Genomic DNA, 19,829 nt, shown 5'->3' with positions numbered 1-19,829 from the left:
TACGTAAACCTCCTATTTTACAGCCTTAATCCACCATCTACGGAAAGCACATGACCATTTACATAACTCGACTCATCACTCGCTAAGAATAACGCCGCATTCGCCACTTCCTCAGGAAGTCCTAATCTTTTTAATGGTGTTTGATCACGAAGCGGCTGCAACACCTTTTCCGGAACCGTTTTCATCATATCCGTTTCAATAAAGCCGGGAGCAATTACATTCGTACGTACAGCAGCACCTTTACGCGTAAATTCTTTTGCCCATGTATAGCTCATCCCTATGACTCCTGCCTTCGTAGCAGCATAGTTTGCTTGGCCAATATTTCCATAAAGACCTACAATGGACGAAATATTAATAATAGAACCAGACCCGTTCTCCATCATAATGGGAGCGATCGCCTTCGTCATATGAAAAACACCCTTTAAGTTGATATCCATCACTGATTCCCATTTATTATCATCCATTTTCTGTGTCAATGCATCACGAGTGACCCCTGCATTATTGACTAAAACATCGATGCGACCGTACGCTTCTTTGACCGATTGAATAAAAGAGTCAATCTCCGCTATGTTTGTAACATCTAACTCCTGATGTCTTACATTATCTGCTGTGAGATTTCCTTTTTGTAAATCTAACGAATAAACAACTTCAGCTCCTTCATAAGCAAATCGCTCACACATCGCCTTACCTAATCCTTGTGCTCCCCCAGTTACCACGACTACTTTGTCTTTTAATTGTTTCATCATATAACACCTCTTCCTTTCTACTTTCACTTTTCATACCCAACTATAATTAATAGTTATAAAAAACAACAAGATTTCCGTTTTGAACGCGTTTACAATTAATTGATATGAACTATTTATAATCATAATCCTAAATAAATCCGTTGTATAATACATAAAAGTTCTTGGAGTAATAACTAATAGTTATAGACAGTAATGTTTTTCCTATGACAGGTAGAAATAACCACACTGTCCATCTTTAGAAAAACTAGGCTTATTGCCAAGTCTTATGGCAAAAGCTGTAGTTCCTATAGTATAAAAAAAGCTTAGATTATTGAGCTAAGCCTTGAGAAGAAGGCAACCTTTTTTTGCTTATACCATAAACACTACAATAATGTACCGCTGTATTTATCCAAAGGTACTCTCCTTAGCTTAATGATATATTATTCATATAAAACAATGGAGAACCTGAATGAGAATGATAATATTTTTTAGTACGTAAAAAACCACAGTATGACAGCACTGTGGTAGGAAGCAAATCTTAGACTTTTTAAACTGCTCTTTTATACGCAATTACTATACTATTTCATTCACATGTTGCAACTGTACGAACAGTATGATCAATAAAAACTTTCATTACATGTGTAACATATTGCTCTCTATTTAAGAGGAATCCCACTTTCCACTTTAAACAATTAGGACGGATAGGTATAATGTGTATTTGTCTGTTTTCCACCCGCGACAAAATTGGTCGAGGGAGGATAGTAACCCCTTGATTTTGCGCAACAAGTTCCACAAGAAAATCCCACTGTGAGCTTTCAAATAAAATATTAGGCTTAAACCCTGCGTCCTGACAATACTGAACAACATGGTGATGGAGCATAAACGTTTTATCCAAAAGAAGGAATTCTTCTTCTTTTAAGTCTGCAATTGAAACAGCTTCTCTCTGCGCCAAAGGATGATGATGATGGACAACTAAAACACTTTCATCCTCCATAATTGGTATATATTCAAACTGGTTTTCGTCCACAGGGGCTATCACTACCCCTAGATCAATTTTGCCGTTATATAAATTATGCTCGACCATCTTCGCGCCATTTTCTATAATATGCAATTTGATATCAGGAAAACTTTCTTTAAATGTTGTTAACACTTTGACAAATATACTAGATCCTATTACGGGTGGTAGCCCGACAATCACTTCTCCTTTATTCAACTTGCTTTGGTCATAAAGAGATGCCTTCAAAGAATCAAAAGCATTTAAAACAGCTTCCGCCTGGACAAAAAATAGTTGGCCGATTTCAGTTAGTTTTATTTCTTTATCTGATCGATCTAACAACTGTACTTCTAATTCAGACTCCAAGTTTTTCATTGTTTTGCTCAAGGCTGGTTGGGATATATGAAGATTTTTTGCAGCTAACGTAAAGTTCTTCTTTTTTACAATTTCTATAAAATATTTTAACTCACGAATATCCATTAATATTATCTTCTCCTCTGTTTAACCAAAATTTAAAGCAGACGACACTAAATGAGAATACTTGATAATATTTTAACTTATTCTAGCATGTATCTGTCTTTAAAATTTAGCAATAAAAGCACAATGAATTATATCCGGAATAAAAATCACCTTTACTTATTTATCAAGAAGACAAGCCCGAAGCCTTACCTCGATTTTTCCAAAACGCAACAATAAGCCACACAATGTTTATGATAACACCTAGGATACTCACAATAAGAACACTACTTAGTTGCAACATGTTATGATTGACTAATCCAATTATAAGTACGATAACAATTGTTGATAGCAATATAACAATGCCGATGACACAAAATATAGCCATTATTATCTTGATCCAATTTAATCCGATTGCATATAGTATTACTGGAATAAGGTAGAAAAAAAGTATCATAGCAATAGAAAGCCACATGCCTACTGAGTTAAATTGATTTACATTGTCCCCCATTTCCGATAAAGGCGACAACGAACCTGCGATAATTAACGCACTAAATAAAAATGCCGATAAAACCGTTAAAGCGATGATATATTTTTTGTTCTTCATAAAAACGCTTCCTATCTATTGTTATAATTAGCAAAGCCAGTTACTGAACCTTTTCAGTAACTCTTATCCTTTCCAGTGCATTGAACGTTTACTTATGTTCAACTATGTTTTTAAGCCACTAAAAGAAGATTAACTCATAGTACATTAGAAAGACTTTGTTTTTAGAAAAACTTGGCTTGTCGCCAAGTCTTATGGCGAATGGCATAGTTTTTCTTATACTATAGACCTTTATACTTTTATACTTTCCTATAGTAGAACAAAGGCTCGGGGCGCCCGGTTAGCAACGTAGCGAGTGGAGCGAATCAACTAAAGTTTTAGGAATCATGCTCCTGCAACAGGAGTATGCCGGCGCCCTCCGGCAAGCCCGTCTTTAGTCGGCCTTCCTATTTAGTACGAACCGATGATGACTTAGCGTAGGGCGATTTCGTGAAGTCGCCTAGTTGCTGGGCGCTGAAGCCGGACGGAGCCCGTTTGGTTGTTTGGTTACGTCATAGCATCAAATTTTATACTTTCTTATCTTTGAACAAAAAAATCCTATGCTTTTCTATAGTAGAATCAGAAAACGTAAAGACCCTTAAAAAAGATTAATTTTTCAACAAATATATAAAAACTATTATAACGAAAATGGTAGTTTCTCACTTTTAATAGACTGCCAGCATATCTGAGGAGTTAACCATCGTTGCTTGTTTACACATCTTTAGGTATTATATTTACAGGTCACTTTTGCAACAGTTTTACACCTTGTATTGCACTTTGGTTATAAGCAACTTCACCGTTCCAGCAGGGGTTTCTACAGACACTTCCTCATTTACTTTCCTTCCAAGCAATGCTCTCCCCATTGGGGAATTATCAGAGATCTGTAATTTTTGCGCATCTGCTTCTGCAGCACTAACAACCTGAAAAGCTTCTTCTTCGCCATCTGGGTATTCTTTAAATGTCACCAACGCCCCATGTTGAACCACGTCGCTATTTGCTTCTCCAATTATTTCTGCACGAGCAAGAATAGATTCTAATTCTGAGATTTGCTCCTGTATTTTGTTTAACTCATCTAAAGATCTATCGAATTCAGGATCTTCATGAAAATCGCAAAATGCCCTTCCTGCCTTCACTTGTTTATTTGCCTCAACCAATTTCTCTTCCTTTAATGTATTCAATTTCTCTTGTAGTTCTTCATAACCTGCTTTTGTTACAGGTATTGTTTTTTTCATATCATTTTCCCCCACGATAGTAGCAATTCAATTCCCTTAAACCCAAGCATACTATAATTTTAGGAAAACGAGCGAACAACTGAGCTCAGTTTATGAGAAGCATACAAGCCGCTTACGATTTTCTCTTCATTATTTTTAAAAAGAGATACATTAGACCCACACCAACTGCAAAACCGATTAAACTGCCCCATAATAACTCATCAACGATTATAGAAATAATGACCATTGTAAATATAACCCCTCCCAACATCGCTACAAATTGTTTAGCCATCCATACCCCCTATAAAAAATAAATAATGATAAAGCGTGCCCTTTTATCATTATTCTAACATTTCCCATATATTCCTAACATAGAACTATAGGATTAACTTTTGATCACAGGGGTGAGCGAATTACTACTTGGAGCGGGCGAATTTCTGCTCGGGATGAGCCAATTCTTGCTTGGTTAGGGAGACTTTTCAGCTAGAGCGAGTGCAGGCGGCTTGTCCAAGCCGCCTGCGTACCCCGTCATTATGTTCCCGTTTTCTTCTTCTTTATCTTTTTTTCCTTTTCTTTGGTGAGCGATGGTTGTTTTGGTTTCGGCTTTTCTTGTTTTGCACGCTCTAACGAAGCTTGTAAAGCATCCATCAAGTTTGTAGCTGCATCAGGGGAAGGCTTATCTTGTGCTGTCGCCGTTTGCTCGTTAGCTTTCTTTTGTTCAATTAAGTCTAGCAATGCATGGCGATACTCGTCTTTGTATTTTGTCGGTTCAAACGTCGTTGATAACTGATCAATGAGCATCTTTGCTGTATCTAATGCTTGAGGATCTGTTTCCACTTCCTTTGGTATGTTAGGCACATCTTCAATACGACGCACTTCATCTGGATAATGTATGGTTTCCACAACTAGTGTGTCCTCATAGACACGAATAATTGCCAATTGTTCTTTAGAACGAATCATCATTTTCGCAATGCCGATTTTTCCAGTCTCTTTCAAAGCCTTTCGTAAAAGTCCGTAGGCTTTCGCTCCGCCTTCATTCGGCGATAAAAAATAACTTTTCTCATAATAAATTGGATCTACTTCAGCCAACTGCACAAAGTCCATGATTTCGACCGCTTTATCCGCCTGTTCTTGCTTTAATGCTTCTAACTCTTCCTCATCTAACACAACGAATTTATTCTTTGCATATTCATATGCTTTCACAATTTCTTCATTTTCTACTGGCCGGTCGCATACAGGACATGACCGTTCATATTTAATCGGTGATTGACATTCCTTATGCAATTGCCTTAATTTAATATCTTTATTTTCAGTTGCCGCATGCATTTTCACAGGAATATTTACAAGCCCAAAGCTAATCGTTCCTTTCCACATCGTATGCATTCTCATTCCTCCTTAGGTTTAGTTTTCCAAAGCAATTCATTTTTATCCATCTGAGTATTATATACACTTTGGCAAAAACTAAGAGAGGGAAGACGAACTATAATAGAAGATATAGACTTATTAACATTGCCTTTTTAACGTGAATATAAGCAATCGTCTGGATTTTTAAAAAAACTTGGCTTATCGCCAACACGGAAAAAAACGTCTTTCCTATGTCAATTACGCAAAGAGAATATTCACCCGTTAATAAACGAAATTCATATACGAGGAGAATAAGCATGAAAGTCATGAAACCCATACCTACAAGAGATATTCCCCGAGGTAATGCATGGTTATATGAGGTAAAGTATGATGGTTACCGTTGTACACTACAATGGCGAAAAGATAGTATTCAATTGCGAAGTAAAAATCATAATGATTTAAGCAAGCAATTTCCAGAAATCATTACAGCTTGTTTACAAGTCCAAGGCCAAGTGGAATCTCATTTACCACTGATGTTAGATGGTGAGCTTGTCATCATAAACCAGCCATATCAAGCTAATTTTGATTGGATGCAAAAACGCGCACGGATGCAAGCAGAAGCTAGTATTCAAAGCGCATCCAAAGAACGCTCTGCTTGTTTAATGGCTTTTGATATTTTACAGGAACAGGGAAATGCTTTGTTATCCACTCCATTAGAGGAACGCAAAAATATTTTAAAAACGCTGCTATCCCACCAACTATTTAAAGACAAAATAATGTATGTGCCTAGCTATAGTGATCCGGATCAGCTTTGGGGGAAAATTTTCACACACTTAGGAGAAGGAATGATTGCCAAACGCAAACATAGCACATATAAGCAAGGAAAGCAGCACCAGGACTGGTATAAAATTAAAAATTGGCGCTCAATAAGTGGGTTTTTAACTGCGTATGATGGGGATAATGATTATTTCCAAGTTGGCGTGTATAAAAATAATCACATTATTTCGATTGGTAAATGTAAGCATGGTTTATCGCAAAAAGATTTTTCGATTGTAAAACAATTGTTTCAAACAAAAGGAAAACTCGAAAACAAAACGTATACACTCCCACCTGCCATTTGTGCTACGATCCATAGCCTTGATTTATACAAACAAGAACTACGTGAACCAGCATTTCAGAAAATACTTGCCCATGCACGTCCAGAAGAAATGACGTGGAAGAAGCTTGAATTTGCTCAAGCTATGTTTCCAAAGGAAATTGACATAACAAATGCGGACAAACTATTTTGGGAAGGGCTAAACTATACAAAAGCAGACTTATTACTTCATATACGCCAAATAGCACCATATATGTTGCCATTTTTACAGCAACGGGCGCTCACCATTATCCGTGCACCTGATGGGATAGAAGGAGAACATTTCTTCCAAAAGCATTTACCAAGCTACGCGCCTCCATTCATGGCAAGACAAACACATCAAGGAAAAGAAATCATTACTTGCGAGACTTTAAAAGATCTTATTTGGTTAACCAATCACGGAACAATCGAATTCCATACACCATTTCAAAGCCTTACAGCACGTACACCAGAAGAAATCGTCTTTGATTTAGACCCGCCAAATAGAGACCGTTTTGATTTAGCTATCCATGCAGCTTTAAACATGAAGCATGTTTTTGATGAGTTACAGCTAACTTCCTTTGTTAAAACGTCTGGTAATAAAGGGTTGCAAATCTACATCCCTATCCCCTCTGGTAGCATGACTTATAAACAGACTGCTTTGTTTACGGAAGCGATAGCACGTACGTTAGAAAATGCGTTTCCAGCACTGTTCACGACCGAGCGTCTTAAGGAAAAACGAAAAGGTAGGCTCTATATTGACTATGTACAGCATGGCAAAGGGAAAACGATTATAGCACCGTATTCACCGAGAAAAAACGCAGAAGCTACCATCGCAATGCCTTTATACTGGGAGGAAATAACGAACGACCTTTCCCCAAAAAGCTTTACGATAAAAAATGCTGTGGAGCTTGTCAAACAACGCGGATGTCCATGGCGAGCTTATAAAGCAGTTAAAAAAAGCCAAAATCTCACAGAAATTTTGACTTTTTTAGGAACTTAGAACGTACCAATCACGGAAATAGACTTCTTCATAAGGAATCATTTTCGGTTTTTCTTAACTAGGATACAACAAGCGGCACTTGGCGATACGTCAAGTGTTGCTTAAACAAATTTCTCCTGAAATGCAAAAACATTAACTAGTTGGAACACCTTGATGAAGCAAATTAGCATATGCATCTTCATCACAAATAATAAACAATTTTGCGCCTTGGGGGATCGAATCTTTTAATTGGTTAATAATTGATAAATCATTACGATTAGAAAGTAAAATAGCCCCTTGCGATGCTAATTCTGTCCGAGCATGCTCATATGTATCCCATTCTGCTTTTTTACCTATGGAATAGAGATCATAACCTCGATGACTCGTTAGTTGACGAATAATCTCGCTTGATCCATTAAATAAAATCGAACGTGCTGCCAAGTGTGCTGCTGTATCATTCGCCGTAATAAATTCTTCAACAGCTGCATGCTTAAAGGCTGGAATATGTGTAGATTCCAACACCTCGCAGATCGTATAAATATTCTGTGAAAACTCCTTGCCAATACTTTCTAAGGTTGTTGCAATGAGTAATGTTTGACCATCAGCTTGAGATGTTGCTACCCCATCTTCAGAAGCAAAAACCATCACAGATTTACTTTTAAGCAAATTTGCCTTTAATAGTACATCTCGATTCGCTGGATTACCGTAAACAAACTCTACCTGTTCATGAATCAATGGTGTTTTTTCGATTTTCTCATCAATGATTACAATGCGAACATCATCAAATGTATGTAAAATCTCATCTAATGTAATGCTTGCTTTCTTCGTCCAATTAATGAGAATGATATGATCCTCTGTAGTAATCGTCAATTTACCTTCCTCCTTCAACCGCTTTCGAATGCTCAAAAAATCAATCGCTTTGCCAATAAAAATAGTCATTAAACCAATCCCTACAATATATAGGAACATGGCAAAAAGCTTCCCGCCTACAGTCGTTGGTGAGATATCCCCATATCCAACTGTTGTGACAGTTGTCATCGTCCACCAAAGCCCTTCAAACGGACTAGCAAATGTATCAGGTTCTAAGTAATAAATAAAATAACTGCTGGCAAACACTAAAGTAAGTGTAGCAAAAAGCAAAAACCAATTATTTAATTTGATAACTTTAACAAATAATTGTTTAAAAAATATCATATGCTCCTCCTCTTTCACTTTTTCCAATAATAAAGCTATTAAAATAGTAACATATTTTAACTGCATCCGGCATACATACGGCAATAAATCTATAACGCCCCTTTTAAAATTATATGTTCGAATTGTTGCGAAATAGGGATGGAAAAACGACGCTTTTGCATGCAAAAATTTGCTTGCAAGTGCGTTTCTTAAAAACGTTAGCTATCTCCATGCGACCACGACAAGTTTCTAATAGGATAAAATGTACAAACATGGGATTGTGTCTGAAAAAACTTCGATACTGGTTATAGAGACGTGTATCCAACTTCAAGAAACGAAAAATGCGAGCAAATAATAACAGCTACATATATCGATTTGTTCCATGAAGATTCACTATATAATAAATATCGGCTCATGAACTGCAAGGTGAGATACTTCCCTATTAGAAAAAAACTTGGCTTGTCGACAAGTCTTATGGTAAAAGCTGTAGTTTTTCTTACACTATACAACTTCTATGCTTTCCTATAATTTAAAGCGAAAAATGGCACTTACTTCCAAACTAAAGAAGTAAGCACCATTTCCATTCTAAATACATGCGTTGTTTAACCTCTACTTTACCGGTTATCTCGAAGGATTGCTGAAGCGCAGTTTTCATCCTGATCTACCTAAAGTTTATCACTATATTAGCATATCATGGATTACTACTTTATCCTTTATTCATCTGTTATTCCTTCTAGATGTCCGTTGCTTCTTGTATTGCCGTTTTATCTTGAAACGTTTTTACGTTGAGCTTATTTAAAATTCTTGCTGTAATTGTTCCAGTTACCATAGAACCATTGACATTCAACGCCGTTCTACCCATATCGATAAATGCTTCGATGGAAATTAATAACCCAGCTAAAGCAACCGGCATGTTCATAGAAGATAAAACGATTAACGCTGCAAAAGTTGCTCCACCGCCTACTCCTGCTATTCCAAATGAGCTGACGCCGATAATTAACACAAGCTGTAAAATAAAGCCTGGTGATAGTGGATCAATTCCCATTGTTGGAGCGATCATTACCGCAAGCATCGCTGGATAAATACCCGCACACCCATTTTGCCCCATTGTTGCACCAAAGGATGCTGACATATTCGCTACTCCTTGATCAACACCTAAAGCATGCTGTTGAGCTTGGATGTTCAACGGAATTGTTCCAGCACTAGAACGGGATGTAAATGCAAAGCCAAGCACTGGAATAGCTTTACGTAAATACATGAACGGATTTAGACCAAATAAACCGACAAGAATTAAATGAATTACAAACATAGTTATTATCGCAACATAAGAAGCAGCTACAAACTTTCCTAATTCTAATATACCTGCAAAATCAGTACTTGCCACTGTGTTTGCCATTAAAGCTAAAATTCCATATGGTGTTAATCGAAGGATAAGTGTCACTATCCGCATAACTACTGCATACAACGCATTAATCATTTTGGTAAACATTTCCGCCTGTTCAGGGTTTTTTCTTCTTACTCCCAAAACAGCAATGCCTACAATAACCGAGAAAATAACGACAGCGATAACAGACGTAGACCGATCTCCTGTCATATCCAAGAAGATATTTGATGGAATAAAACTAACAATTTTTTGTGCAGCTGTTTGCTCTTCCACCTCTTCTAAGGTTGATTCTAGTATCGTTCCTCGTTCGTTCTCTGCTTGCCCTGCTTCAATTTGTTCAGCATTTAAATCAAACACCGTAGCCGTAACGATGCCAACTAAAGCTGCAATCATCGTTGTTGAGATTAAAATTCCAATGATCCAACTAGCCATTTTTCCTAATTCGGCCGATTTTTCTAAGTTAATAATGGAGTGAATGATGGAAACTAACACAAGTGGTATAACAATCATCATTAGAAAGCGAATATACCCACTTCCAACAATACTGTACCAATCCGTTGTCTCTATTAATACATCAGACCCAGCCCCATAAGCCCATTGAAGAATGGCTCCTAAAATAATTCCGGCACCTAAGCCTGTAAAAACACGCTTTGTAAACGAAAAGTGTTTCTTTTGCATCCAAATAAGAATTCCTATAAGTACAGCTAATATTGCCACATTCAGTATCGTATACATGCCCATTAGCTTACCTCCTTTTTATTGTTTGCATCTAGTTGAACTTATTTTATGCGCTTTTAACCCAACATGATACATGCATATTATATTAATCCGATAAAAATACTAAGACTTTACTTAGATTACATTTTTTCCGCATGCCTGTCAAGAAAATAATTTCATATTATATTGCTTCCTTTACTCGTTTAAATAACGCTATATTTTTACAGTGAAAACCGCCATTCTGCTTATACGATAAACACTAAAATTCTATGACATATGATCTTCATCATCTCACTGTGAAAGGCTATTTTAAGCATGGCATGAAGTCTCGAAGATTATACAAATTCAAAAGTAAGTTTAGAAAGTTGGTCTATTGCCAATCTCTATGAAGGTGCCGTCATTTTATTTATACTATAAACTACTTTCCTATAATGTAAAAAACTTCTGCTTAACGCCTAAAAAGGATTTTTATACTATTTACATTTTCCTATAATATTAGATAACCTTGGCTTATTCAAATTTCTAGTTTGGTTTATACACCTGTAACATTCTAAAGTATTTGAAAAACATGGCTAGTGCAAAGTCTTATAAGGAAAGCCTTTGTTTTTCTTATACTATAATCCTTAAAGTTTTATACTTTCCTATAGTGCAAAAAAGACAATTTCCAATTTTTATATTGAAAATTGTCTGCTTACCCGTTTTTAAATTAGATGTCACCCGATTAAATGGACAATCTCTCCACCAATAACTCCCATAATAACAATGAGCCAAGCCGGAACCTTCCAGAAATGCAATAATGCAAATAAAATAACCGCCAAGCCAAAATCGGCTCCGTTTAAAATAGAACTTGTAAAAACAGGGTCATAGAAAGCAGCAACTAATAAGCCAACAACGCTTGCATTCACTCCCGTTAAAACACCTTGAAAGCTAGAACGTTTACGTAGTTCACTTAAAAATGGCAATGTACCTACAATAAGTAAAAAGGAAGGTAAAAAAATAGCAACCGTAGCAATGACAGCACCAATTATTCCATTCATCATTGTTCCTACATAAGAACTAAACGTAAATAATGGCCCAGGAACTGCTTGTGCCATCCCATAACCAGCTAAAAATTCATCGCTCGTTACAAATCCTGTCGGAACAATTTCCTGTTCTAGCATCGGTAGCACAACATGTCCACCGCCAAACACTAACGAACCGACACGAAAGAACGTATCTGCAATCTGTATATACATATAAGGAAACACACTTGCTAAAATGGGAAGTCCAATCAACATTGCCACTAATATGGATAGTGCAAGTATTCCTTGTTTTTTCGAAATCGAGACAGCAAAAGAAGAAAGCTTCGGTTGTGCTTTATTCTTATACAAAAAGTAACCAATACCTGCCCCCATTAAAATAATGGCAATTTGTACGAATGCAGATGGGAAAAGAAGCATAATCAGTGCTGCTACCAACGCAATTGCAATCCGCGGTTTATCTGGTGCCAGCTTTTTACCCAAACCAAGTACGGCATGAGCTACTACGGCAACAGCGACAATTTTTAAACTAGCAATCCAATTCGCATCACCAAGTGTGAAAGATTGATAGAATAGAGCAAACAACACGAGCACAAACACAGAAGGTAATGTGAAACCAAACCAGGAGACAACACCACCTAAAAATCCACCTCGTAACATACCAATAGCTATTCCTACTTGTGAGCTAGCAGGCCCCGGTAAAAATTGGCACAAAGCAATAATATCGGCATATGTTTTATCATCTAACCATTTACGCTTATCAATATACTCCGTTTTAAGATACCCTAAATGAGCCACTGGGCCACCAAACGATGTTAACCCCAACTTTAATGAAGTTCGTAATATGTCTAATAAGGATTGATTCTTAGTCATAATCGCCTCCCAATAAGTAAATCTATATCTATCAAGGGGGACTTTCCTCCCCACGGTCTTGTTCGGTGAACAAATCAAGCAAAGTCGCTCACAATCTAGAAATAAGAGCTTCTACGAATAGTACTGATAATGTATCATAAATTGCATCGTATGTTAATGTTTTTTACATAACTGTAATAGGGATGTTTCTTGTCACTGTTTATGGGGTAATGATATACTAAAAAAAGGGAATGCAATACTAGGTGTATTCCTTCAAAAAAGGATGAATGAAAACGTGAAAGCGAAAGCCAAATCAACCGAAGCTTCCATTGCTAGTGCAACTGGTAAACTATTAAGAAGCTATTTTGGTAAAGGGCCTGGAGCATTATATGTATCTATAGCCCATTCTTATTTAATCATTTATTTGAAAGACTTTATTACACCGATGGAAAATGTCTTACTTAAGCAAAAACAAGCTTTGAAAATAGAAGAAACACGAGATATTGTCATGGAAAAATGTATGCCTGAACTAAAAACGATGTGGAGTAACGAGTTTGCGATCCAGGTTCATCAGATTTATTATGATTGGAACTTAGCAAATACGACAGGTGTTATATTTGCTGAATTAAAGGCAACACAATTAACAAAGAACTTGAGCGCACTTTCTAGCGAACAGGAAACAAAAATTCATCAAGAAATGAAACGATTTACTGAAAAAGCACAAAAAGCTCCTCGTAATATAGCTTCTGTTCGATTAAATGAACGAACTATTATATCAAAGCGAGAGGACATTCTCGTCAGCATTGAAAAAGAACTTATTTCTTCTGGCTTTGAAGAGCAATTAAGGCTTTCTAAAAGAAAATTAGAGAAAAGCATTATCGACAGGTCGTATTTAGAATCCATTTTAAAGCAAAGGATTGAAGATCTGTTTGTAGATTGGGATTTTCAACAAGACATCGGTTATGTCGTACTCATACTACATGCCGAAAAATAAATTGGTAGGAATGTCTGGACAATAGCGCTAAGACATAAGCCGAAAAGGATGAACCCTTTTCGGCTTTTTTATTAAAAATTTCATTCACAAGTCCTATATATATGTAAGATTTTTAGAAAAAATTGGCTTGTCGCCAAGTCCTTAAGTGATAAAACATATCATTCTGTACTTTTCCTATAGTGTATAAAAATCGATTACTGCCTATTTATATCAGAGGAGCTAAGGTGAGTTGAAGCTTTCAACAAGAAAAAGGAGAGATCACATGTATCGAATCGTTGCAATTAGCAATAATGTACGGGCAATTATAGCTATGAATGAGCAGGAGATGATTTTTGAAACTTACCAAGAAGCAGAAAAATATCTTCTAGAAGCAAAAGATGTATTAATTTTGCCTGATAACTATAATTTAAAGATTGAGAAACAATAACTGTTTAGAATTTATCTTTTAAAAACCCCTTCTGATTGAAGTTTACTTTGCATAATAACCATAGACTTAAAATGCTTCCATTCCATTCAAAATGAATGGAATGGAAGCATAGGCTAAATGGCTAAACTTTCATAATTAGGTTAACCTTCTATTTTGTTTACTTTTACGTCATCTATTTCATTCTTACTGGATGAGAACCAACCAGTGACAGCAATTCCCACAAGCACTACATAGAAGATGATCTTCCATAACGTAGAATGCGGAAAATCATGTGGTATGAATGCAATATCCTCATGAGCAAGTACAATTAAACTTAGCTTCACGCCAACCCAACCAACAATAACGAAAGCCGCTACTTCAAGCCCAGGTCGTTTATTTAACAATTCTACAAATATATTTGCAGCAAATCGCATAACAATGAGACCGATCATTCCACCAGCAAACACGACTAAAAACTGTCCCGTATCGAGGCTTCCTATATGGCCTAACCCAGTTGCTGGCAATGCAACTGCTAATGCTACAGCAGCTAAAATAGAGTCAACTGCAAATGCAAGGTCAGCAAACTCTACTTTTAACACGGTCATCCAAAAGCCGCTTCCCTTTTTTTCTGTTACATTCGCTCCTTCTTCCACTTCTTTTCTCGGTTTAAATCGATCATATAAATGTTTTCCAGATATAAATAGTAAGTACAGCGCACCAAGAGCTTGTACCTGCCAAACATCTACTAAAAACGAGATAACAAATAATGACCCAAATCGCAGAACAAAAGCACCTGCTAATCCATAAAACAATGCTCTTTTACGCTGTTTTTCTGGCAAATGCCGGACCATAATTGCTAGTACAAGTGCATTATCTGCCGCTAACAATCCCTCTAAACCGATAAGCACCACTAAAACCCATAAATATTCGATGAGTAAATCAACGCCCATTCCTTATCTTCTCCTTTCGCTTATGGCGATCGAAATTTTTCTGTTTAGAAAACAGCTTCCAAAGTTTTACAAAACAATGCAGCAGGTCTTCTTAACAATGAAAAAAGATTCCTACCAATTGGTAAGAATCATAAAAAAGAAATAGACCCTTACCAAGTTTGGTAAAGGTCTCGCTAACAACGATCGTTGCCAATTCAGCCGGAGAATGATCTCGTAATGACGACTAAAATTGTACAGCTACTCCCCTTTATAAAAAGCATGTCCAAAAAACTAATTTCCTATGGTATAGAAGATATTGTTTTTACGACATTTGATTATAGGAACAAAATTACTATTTTATTAAACATGTTTCAGAGAAAAATGTCAACCACTTTATATGCTATACTTCTATCGTTCCTTGTAAAATTTGATTCATCGATTCCTGTAGAGTGGCTAATTTATTTTTACTATCCTCTTCACTCGTACCGCGAACACCAAAATAACATTTAATTTTTGGTTCCGTTCCAGATGGGCGTAAACAAATCCAACAATCCTGCTCCAACTTATATTTCACCATATTCTCTTTCGGTAGCTCGATTGTTTCAACATTCCCGTCTCTAAGCGTTCTTTTACTAACTAAATAATCTTCCATTTGCACTACTTTCAACCCACCAATTTGCTCTGCAGGCTTTCTGCGAACATCATCCATAATAACACCAATTTTTTCTGAGCCTTCTTTTCCTTTTAGAGTAATCGATTGCATGTGTTCAAAATAGTATCCATGACGAGCAAATAGGTCGTATAAAGCATCTAATAATGTTTTACCTTGTTGTTGCCAATAATAGGCCATTTCACAAGCCATTACTGAAGCTTGCACTGCGTCTTTGTCCCTAGCAAAACTGCTAATTAAATACCCATAGCTCTCTTCATAACCAAACACAAACGTTTCACCGGTACGATCAAACTGTCTAATTTTCTCACCGATAAACTTAAATCCTGTTAATGTATTCAATGTCTGAATACCATAATAATCGGCAACAGCTCTGCCTAACTCTGATGTGACAACGGTTTTAATCATTCGTCCGCTTCTTAATAATGCTTCGTAACTATGGGCTAGAATATAATCTAACATTAAAGCGCCTAGCTGGTTTCCGGTCAGAACCTGATAACTTCCCGCACTATTTTTTACCGCAACACCTAAACGATCTGCATCAGGATCCGTAGCAAGTAATAGAGTAGCATCGATTTGCTTCCCTTGTTCTATGGCCATCGTAAATGCTTGATGTTCCTCTGGGTTTGGTGATGCAACCGTAGAAAATTCAGGATCAGCAACAGCCTGTTCCTTTACCACATGAACATGCGTGAAATTCAACTGTTTCAACCCTTTAGGTACAAGCTCAGCGGCTGTTCCGTGCAAAGGAGTGAAAACAATTGGCATTTCCTTTTCTATCTCTATTTTATCTGCAGGCATTTTCGATATTCCTTGCAATTTATCTAAATAAGCATTATCGATTTCATCTTTTATCCAGTTTAAGAGTTCTTTTTCTTCTAGCTCCTTTTTTTCCAAATAAGGAACAGATAATTCATCCTCTACCTTATTAATATAAGTAACAATTTCTGAAGCTTGGTTTGGAGTAATCTGCCCACCATCTTCATTATAAACTTTAAAACCATTATATTCAGGCGGATTGTGACTAGCCGTAATCATAACACCTGAAACTGTACCTAAATAGCGTACAGCAAATGAAAGTAAAGGCGTAGGTCTTAAAGACGAAAACACATAGGATGTTATACCAAACGATCCTAATACTTTAGCGGTCTCTAAAGCAAATTCTTTCGACATATGTCTCGAATCATAAGCGATGACAACGCCACGATCTTTCACATTTACTGTATGGTCGAGCAAATAATTCGCTAAGCCATTCACAGCTTTTCGGATAGTATAGACGTTCATTCGATTTATTCCTGCTCCAATAACTCCACGCATGCCACCAGTACCAAAGGTCAGTTCTTTATAAAAAGCATCCTCCAATGCAACAGGATCTGATTTTAACTTCTTCAATTCCTGTATTAAATTAGGTTCTAAGTCTTCAAACGAATCCCACTTTTCAAAGATATGCTTCCAGCTCATCATTTGCTTATCCTCCAAGTTTTTTCTATACGAGGAGACTCCCTTACCATTTTGCGAACATTGGACTTCCTCGTTTATTGTCATAAATAATCGTTTATTAAAACATTAGCACTATTTATTTGCTACTTTCATACTATACGAATTTTAGCATATTTTCTCTAATTATACTATGCCTACCCTTTTTTGTTTACATCGGTTGTAAAATGGATAAACTTAGTAATAGGTTTTTACTAGAATATAAGATTTCGTTGCATATATTCTTTCTATTTTTAACATAAACCAGTAAAATAAAAAATAGGATATATGAACACTCGAAAGTAGGGATGTATGTGGTAAACAAACGCTGGTTTCAATTTTTTATGTTTTTCATTTTAGCTTTTACACTCATTCTATTAATCTCGGTAACAAAATTTATCTTCTTTCCCTTTGTGAAAATAGTTGGCGCTGTGGCAGTGCCTATTATCGGTGCGGGTATCCTTTACTATTTAACAAAACCGTTAATGTATTTTTTTGAGCGTTTGAAGATGAATCGGATTATTTCTATCGTTCTTGTCTTTATTGTAATCATCCTTCTCGGTGTATTTGTATATATGTATATTGCGCCAATCGCCCAGCAGCAATTCCGTAATTTAATTGATAATGTACCTAAAATGGTAAACTGGGCACAAGATATGATTTCCTTATGGCAAGCCAACCAAACGGCTATTCCAGAACAAATAGATAAAGCCATTAATGATTTCACCAATAATTTACAATCACATATTGATAGTGTTATCAATTATTTGTTTGGCTTTATTGGGCAAATTATCGGCTTTGTTACATCGATTGTGCTTGTTCCGTTTTTTCTCTTCTTTATGCTTAAGGATGGAGAAAAACTTGTACCATTCATAACACAAATTTTTTCCAAGAAAAAAGCTGCCAACATTCGCGCACTGCTATCTAAACTGGATGCGACATTAACTGCTTTCATTCAGGGTCAATTAATTGTTAGTTTCTCTGTAGGAGTATTATTGTTTATTGGTTACTTAATTATTGGATTAAATTACTCATTAACCCTCGCCTTATTTGCCATGGTAATGAACGTCATTCCATTTGCTGGTCCGTTTATTGCTGTTATTCCAGCATTGATCGTCGGCGCCTTTCAAGAGCCATTTATGGTCGTTTGGGTATCACTCGTTATGATCGCCGCTCAGCAAATCGAAAGTAATTTAATATCGCCAAACGTGATGGGGCGGGCATTAGACTTACATCCGTTAACCGTTATTACTGTTATCCTAGCTGCTGGGAGCATAGCTGGCTTCTTAGGTATCCTATTCGCTGTTCCTTTCTATGCGCTCATTAAAACAATTTTTGTCCATTTCTACCAAACGTATGTGGACTCCAAAAAGAACAAAGACGACGCGCTCATTTAAACCGACTATCACGCAGTTTTTTGGCAAAATCTCATCTGGAGTAAAAACAAACAAATGTGTAAAAAACAGTAGCAACTTTCAAGCGCTACTGTTTTTTATTGGTTTAAGGTGTAGCAACTCGGCTAACATTGTGAACTTCAGTGACTTTATTGTGAACTTTGAGTAACTATCTTGAGAACTTCAGCGACTTTTCATGAAACTTAAGCGAAATGGGAAGAAGTTCAGCGACTTTACAAATTTATCCCATTTCAAAAACTATAAACGATTGCGGAGCCAACTTTATAATAACCAATTTTTTGATATACATGATTGGAGATAGGGTTGGATGTATCGGTGTATAAGCTACAAAACTGATAGCCACTATTAAGCAATTGTTGACTCAATGCGGCAACTAAACTGGTAGCATACCCTTTTTCTTTATGTTGATCTGGAGTAAACACAGCATTAATTGTGGCTCCGTTCTTTGTTGTTCTTGATCGGTTTGCCATGGATACGTAATGTTTTCCGACTTGCCATAAGAAAGCGGAATGTTGATTTATATTACGTCGTGCAATTGCTTCTGCCTGTTTTTCTGTAATTTTCTCACCAGCTTCCTCTCCAAATTGTTGTAACCAATGAATTAGTAATGACAAATCTTTCTCTTGAGCGATTACCAATTCACCATCCTGCTGCACTTGATTAACCGCATCTAACTGATAAATCCACTCTTGCATATGAACTACGGGTTGATTACCTGTAATATCTTCCCATTCTTTTGCAAAAATAGTAGCGTACTGTTCTGGTCCTATCACCCCTGGCACTTCCATACCTTGATCCCAAATCTGCTTTACAGCAGCACGGATCACCTCTTCTCCAACAAATTGCCCCCAATCTGGGAGCACCCAATTATTTGGGGCTGTTTGCATAAAAGGAAAAAGAAGCTCTTTATCCTTTTCTACCCACCCTAAATAATAGGCACCTTCGTTATTCTGTTTTAGACGCTCTAATATACCAAGGATTAAATTATTGCATGCTTCTTTTTCTAAAAGCTTCTTCTCCACTAATTCTACATAAGCCTCTACTGATTTTGCGAACTGGACTTTCACCTTGCCTCCCCCTTTGCTTTTTTTAAACGATACATAGTTTATACTGTTTTGTAAAGGCTTTTTTCGTTACACTCATAGTAAGGAGGGATAGGGAAATGAATGAAAAACAATTACAAGATAAGCTGGATGAATTAAAATCGGACTATGTGCGAATCCAAGGGGATTTAGATAAACTGGAGTATGTGCGTGGCAGAGTATCTTCTGCCGAGGAACAATTAATTCGTTTAGAAGGAGAAATTGCCGAAGTACATCGACAGTTGGACGCATTTAATAGATAACGGCAAACTTTGTATACGGTTTATGCAATAGATGTAATTT

Annotated in this window: 17 protein-coding genes; 5 read left to right on the top strand and 12 right to left on the bottom strand. The window is 36.6% G+C overall.

Features of this window, described 5'->3' with window-relative positions:
* Positions 1-17: 17 nt before the first annotated feature.
* The 6 genes from fabG to ku form a co-directional block, all read right to left on the bottom strand.
* Positions 18-746, bottom strand: a complete 729-nt coding sequence (fabG, locus tag HLX49_RS00575; RefSeq protein ID WP_296360407.1) for a 3-oxoacyl-ACP reductase FabG — start codon at positions 744-746, stop codon at positions 18-20.
* A gap of 562 nt (positions 747-1,308) precedes the next feature.
* Positions 1,309-2,199 carry a LysR family transcriptional regulator gene (locus HLX49_RS00570; RefSeq protein WP_077702342.1) on the bottom strand — a complete coding sequence of 297 codons (891 nt, stop codon included), beginning with the start codon at positions 2,197-2,199 and terminating at the stop codon, positions 1,309-1,311.
* Positions 2,200-2,362: 163 nt separating this feature from the next.
* Positions 2,363-2,782 carry a DUF5391 family protein gene (locus tag HLX49_RS00565; RefSeq protein ID WP_077702341.1) on the bottom strand — a complete coding sequence of 140 codons (420 nt, stop codon included), beginning with the start codon at positions 2,780-2,782 and terminating at the stop codon, positions 2,363-2,365.
* Between the two features lie 734 nt (positions 2,783-3,516).
* Positions 3,517-3,990, bottom strand: coding sequence for a GreA/GreB family elongation factor (locus HLX49_RS00560; RefSeq protein WP_077702339.1), 474 nt, complete (start codon positions 3,988-3,990; stop codon positions 3,517-3,519).
* Between the two features lie 112 nt (positions 3,991-4,102).
* The gene (locus HLX49_RS00555; protein WP_164085434.1) at positions 4,103-4,261 is read right to left on the bottom strand and encodes a hypothetical protein; all 159 of its coding nucleotides are present in this window, start codon (positions 4,259-4,261) and stop codon (positions 4,103-4,105) included.
* Between the two features lie 239 nt (positions 4,262-4,500).
* On the bottom strand, positions 4,501-5,352 hold the full coding sequence (gene ku / locus HLX49_RS00550) for a non-homologous end joining protein Ku (protein ID WP_077702338.1): 852 nt from the start codon (positions 5,350-5,352) through the stop codon (positions 4,501-4,503).
* A 278-nt stretch (positions 5,353-5,630) separates the two neighbouring features.
* On the opposite strand from ku, the gene ligD reads away from it, so the two are divergent.
* Positions 5,631-7,430 carry a DNA ligase D gene (gene ligD / locus HLX49_RS00545; RefSeq protein ID WP_296360404.1) on the top strand — a complete coding sequence of 600 codons (1,800 nt, stop codon included), beginning with the start codon at positions 5,631-5,633 and terminating at the stop codon, positions 7,428-7,430.
* Positions 7,431-7,562: 132 nt separating this feature from the next.
* Here the strand turns inward: ligD and HLX49_RS00540 are convergent, their stop codons facing one another.
* The 3 genes from HLX49_RS00540 to chrA form a co-directional block, all read right to left on the bottom strand.
* A complete protein-coding gene (locus tag HLX49_RS00540; protein ID WP_254843926.1) occupies positions 7,563-8,669 on the bottom strand; it encodes an ion channel in 1,107 nt (368 codons plus the stop codon).
* Between the two features lie 646 nt (positions 8,670-9,315).
* Positions 9,316-10,707, bottom strand: a complete 1,392-nt coding sequence (locus tag HLX49_RS00535; protein WP_296360403.1) for an L-cystine transporter — start codon at positions 10,705-10,707, stop codon at positions 9,316-9,318.
* Positions 10,708-11,396: 689 nt separating this feature from the next.
* Positions 11,397-12,575 (bottom strand): chromate efflux transporter, encoded by a 1,179-nt coding sequence (chrA, locus tag HLX49_RS00530; protein ID WP_077702334.1) that lies wholly within the window; start codon positions 12,573-12,575, stop codon positions 11,397-11,399.
* A gap of 262 nt (positions 12,576-12,837) precedes the next feature.
* Here chrA and HLX49_RS00525 point away from each other — a divergent pair, with 262 nt between their 5' ends.
* Together HLX49_RS00525 and HLX49_RS00520 are read left to right on the top strand one after the other, a co-directional pair.
* On the top strand, positions 12,838-13,548 hold the full coding sequence (locus HLX49_RS00525) for a Na-translocating system protein MpsC family protein (RefSeq protein WP_077702333.1): 711 nt from the start codon (positions 12,838-12,840) through the stop codon (positions 13,546-13,548).
* 262 nt (positions 13,549-13,810) lie between these two features.
* On the top strand, positions 13,811-13,975 hold the full coding sequence (locus tag HLX49_RS00520; protein WP_176087264.1) for a hypothetical protein: 165 nt from the start codon (positions 13,811-13,813) through the stop codon (positions 13,973-13,975).
* A gap of 140 nt (positions 13,976-14,115) precedes the next feature.
* On the opposite strand, the gene HLX49_RS00515 is transcribed toward HLX49_RS00520, so the two are convergent.
* Positions 14,116-14,904, bottom strand: coding sequence for a TerC family protein (locus HLX49_RS00515; protein ID WP_077702332.1), 789 nt, complete (start codon positions 14,902-14,904; stop codon positions 14,116-14,118).
* A gap of 379 nt (positions 14,905-15,283) precedes the next feature.
* Entirely contained in the window at positions 15,284-17,017 is a 1,734-nt protein-coding gene (locus tag HLX49_RS00510; protein ID WP_296360401.1) for a phospho-sugar mutase, read from the bottom strand.
* Positions 17,018-17,337: 320 nt separating this feature from the next.
* On the opposite strand from HLX49_RS00510, the gene HLX49_RS00505 reads away from it, so the two are divergent.
* On the top strand, positions 17,338-18,426 hold the full coding sequence (locus HLX49_RS00505) for an AI-2E family transporter (protein WP_367112714.1): 1,089 nt from the start codon (positions 17,338-17,340) through the stop codon (positions 18,424-18,426).
* A gap of 248 nt (positions 18,427-18,674) precedes the next feature.
* On the opposite strand, the gene HLX49_RS00500 is transcribed toward HLX49_RS00505, so the two are convergent.
* The gene (locus tag HLX49_RS00500) at positions 18,675-19,511 is read right to left on the bottom strand and encodes a GNAT family N-acetyltransferase (protein WP_296360398.1); all 837 of its coding nucleotides are present in this window, start codon (positions 19,509-19,511) and stop codon (positions 18,675-18,677) included.
* A gap of 95 nt (positions 19,512-19,606) precedes the next feature.
* On the opposite strand from HLX49_RS00500, the gene HLX49_RS00495 reads away from it, so the two are divergent.
* Positions 19,607-19,789: an SE1832 family protein gene (locus HLX49_RS00495; RefSeq protein WP_073006917.1), complete on the top strand. Its 183-nt coding sequence runs from the start codon at positions 19,607-19,609 to the stop codon at positions 19,787-19,789.
* Positions 19,790-19,829: the final 40 nt, after the last annotated feature.

It is taken from the genome of Virgibacillus sp. (genome assembly GCF_013393565.1).
Taxonomy (GTDB): domain Bacteria; phylum Bacillota; class Bacilli; order Bacillales; family Amphibacillaceae; genus Virgibacillus; species Virgibacillus dokdonensis.
The sequence above is the reverse complement of the archived record's forward strand: the minus strand, read 5'-3'. Positions and strand labels throughout refer to the sequence as shown.

Coding starts and splice junctions, on each gene's coding strand:
- HLX49_RS00505 (WP_367112714.1), top strand. CDS start 17,338: ATGTATGTGGTAAACAAACGCTGGTTTCAATTTTTTATGTTTTTCATT.
- HLX49_RS00535 (WP_296360403.1), bottom strand. CDS start 10,707: ATGGGCATGTATACGATACTGAATGTGGCAATATTAGCTGTACTTATA.
- HLX49_RS00495 (WP_073006917.1), top strand. CDS start 19,607: ATGAATGAAAAACAATTACAAGATAAGCTGGATGAATTAAAATCGGAC.
- HLX49_RS00560 (WP_077702339.1), bottom strand. CDS start 3,990: ATGAAAAAAACAATACCTGTAACAAAAGCAGGTTATGAAGAACTACAA.
- chrA (WP_077702334.1), bottom strand. CDS start 12,575: ATGACTAAGAATCAATCCTTATTAGACATATTACGAACTTCATTAAAG.
- HLX49_RS00540 (WP_254843926.1), bottom strand. CDS start 8,669: ATGCAGTTAAAATATGTTACTATTTTAATAGCTTTATTATTGGAAAAA.
- HLX49_RS00555 (WP_164085434.1), bottom strand. CDS start 4,261: ATGGCTAAACAATTTGTAGCGATGTTGGGAGGGGTTATATTTACAATG.
- ku (WP_077702338.1), bottom strand. CDS start 5,352: ATGCATACGATGTGGAAAGGAACGATTAGCTTTGGGCTTGTAAATATT.
- ligD (WP_296360404.1), top strand. CDS start 5,631: ATGAAAGTCATGAAACCCATACCTACAAGAGATATTCCCCGAGGTAAT.
- HLX49_RS00525 (WP_077702333.1), top strand. CDS start 12,838: ATGAATGAAAACGTGAAAGCGAAAGCCAAATCAACCGAAGCTTCCATT.
- HLX49_RS00565 (WP_077702341.1), bottom strand. CDS start 2,782: ATGAAGAACAAAAAATATATCATCGCTTTAACGGTTTTATCGGCATTT.
- fabG (WP_296360407.1), bottom strand. CDS start 746: ATGATGAAACAATTAAAAGACAAAGTAGTCGTGGTAACTGGGGGAGCA.
- HLX49_RS00570 (WP_077702342.1), bottom strand. CDS start 2,199: ATGGATATTCGTGAGTTAAAATATTTTATAGAAATTGTAAAAAAGAAG.
- HLX49_RS00510 (WP_296360401.1), bottom strand. CDS start 17,017: ATGATGAGCTGGAAGCATATCTTTGAAAAGTGGGATTCGTTTGAAGAC.
- HLX49_RS00520 (WP_176087264.1), top strand. CDS start 13,811: ATGTATCGAATCGTTGCAATTAGCAATAATGTACGGGCAATTATAGCT.
- HLX49_RS00515 (WP_077702332.1), bottom strand. CDS start 14,904: ATGGGCGTTGATTTACTCATCGAATATTTATGGGTTTTAGTGGTGCTT.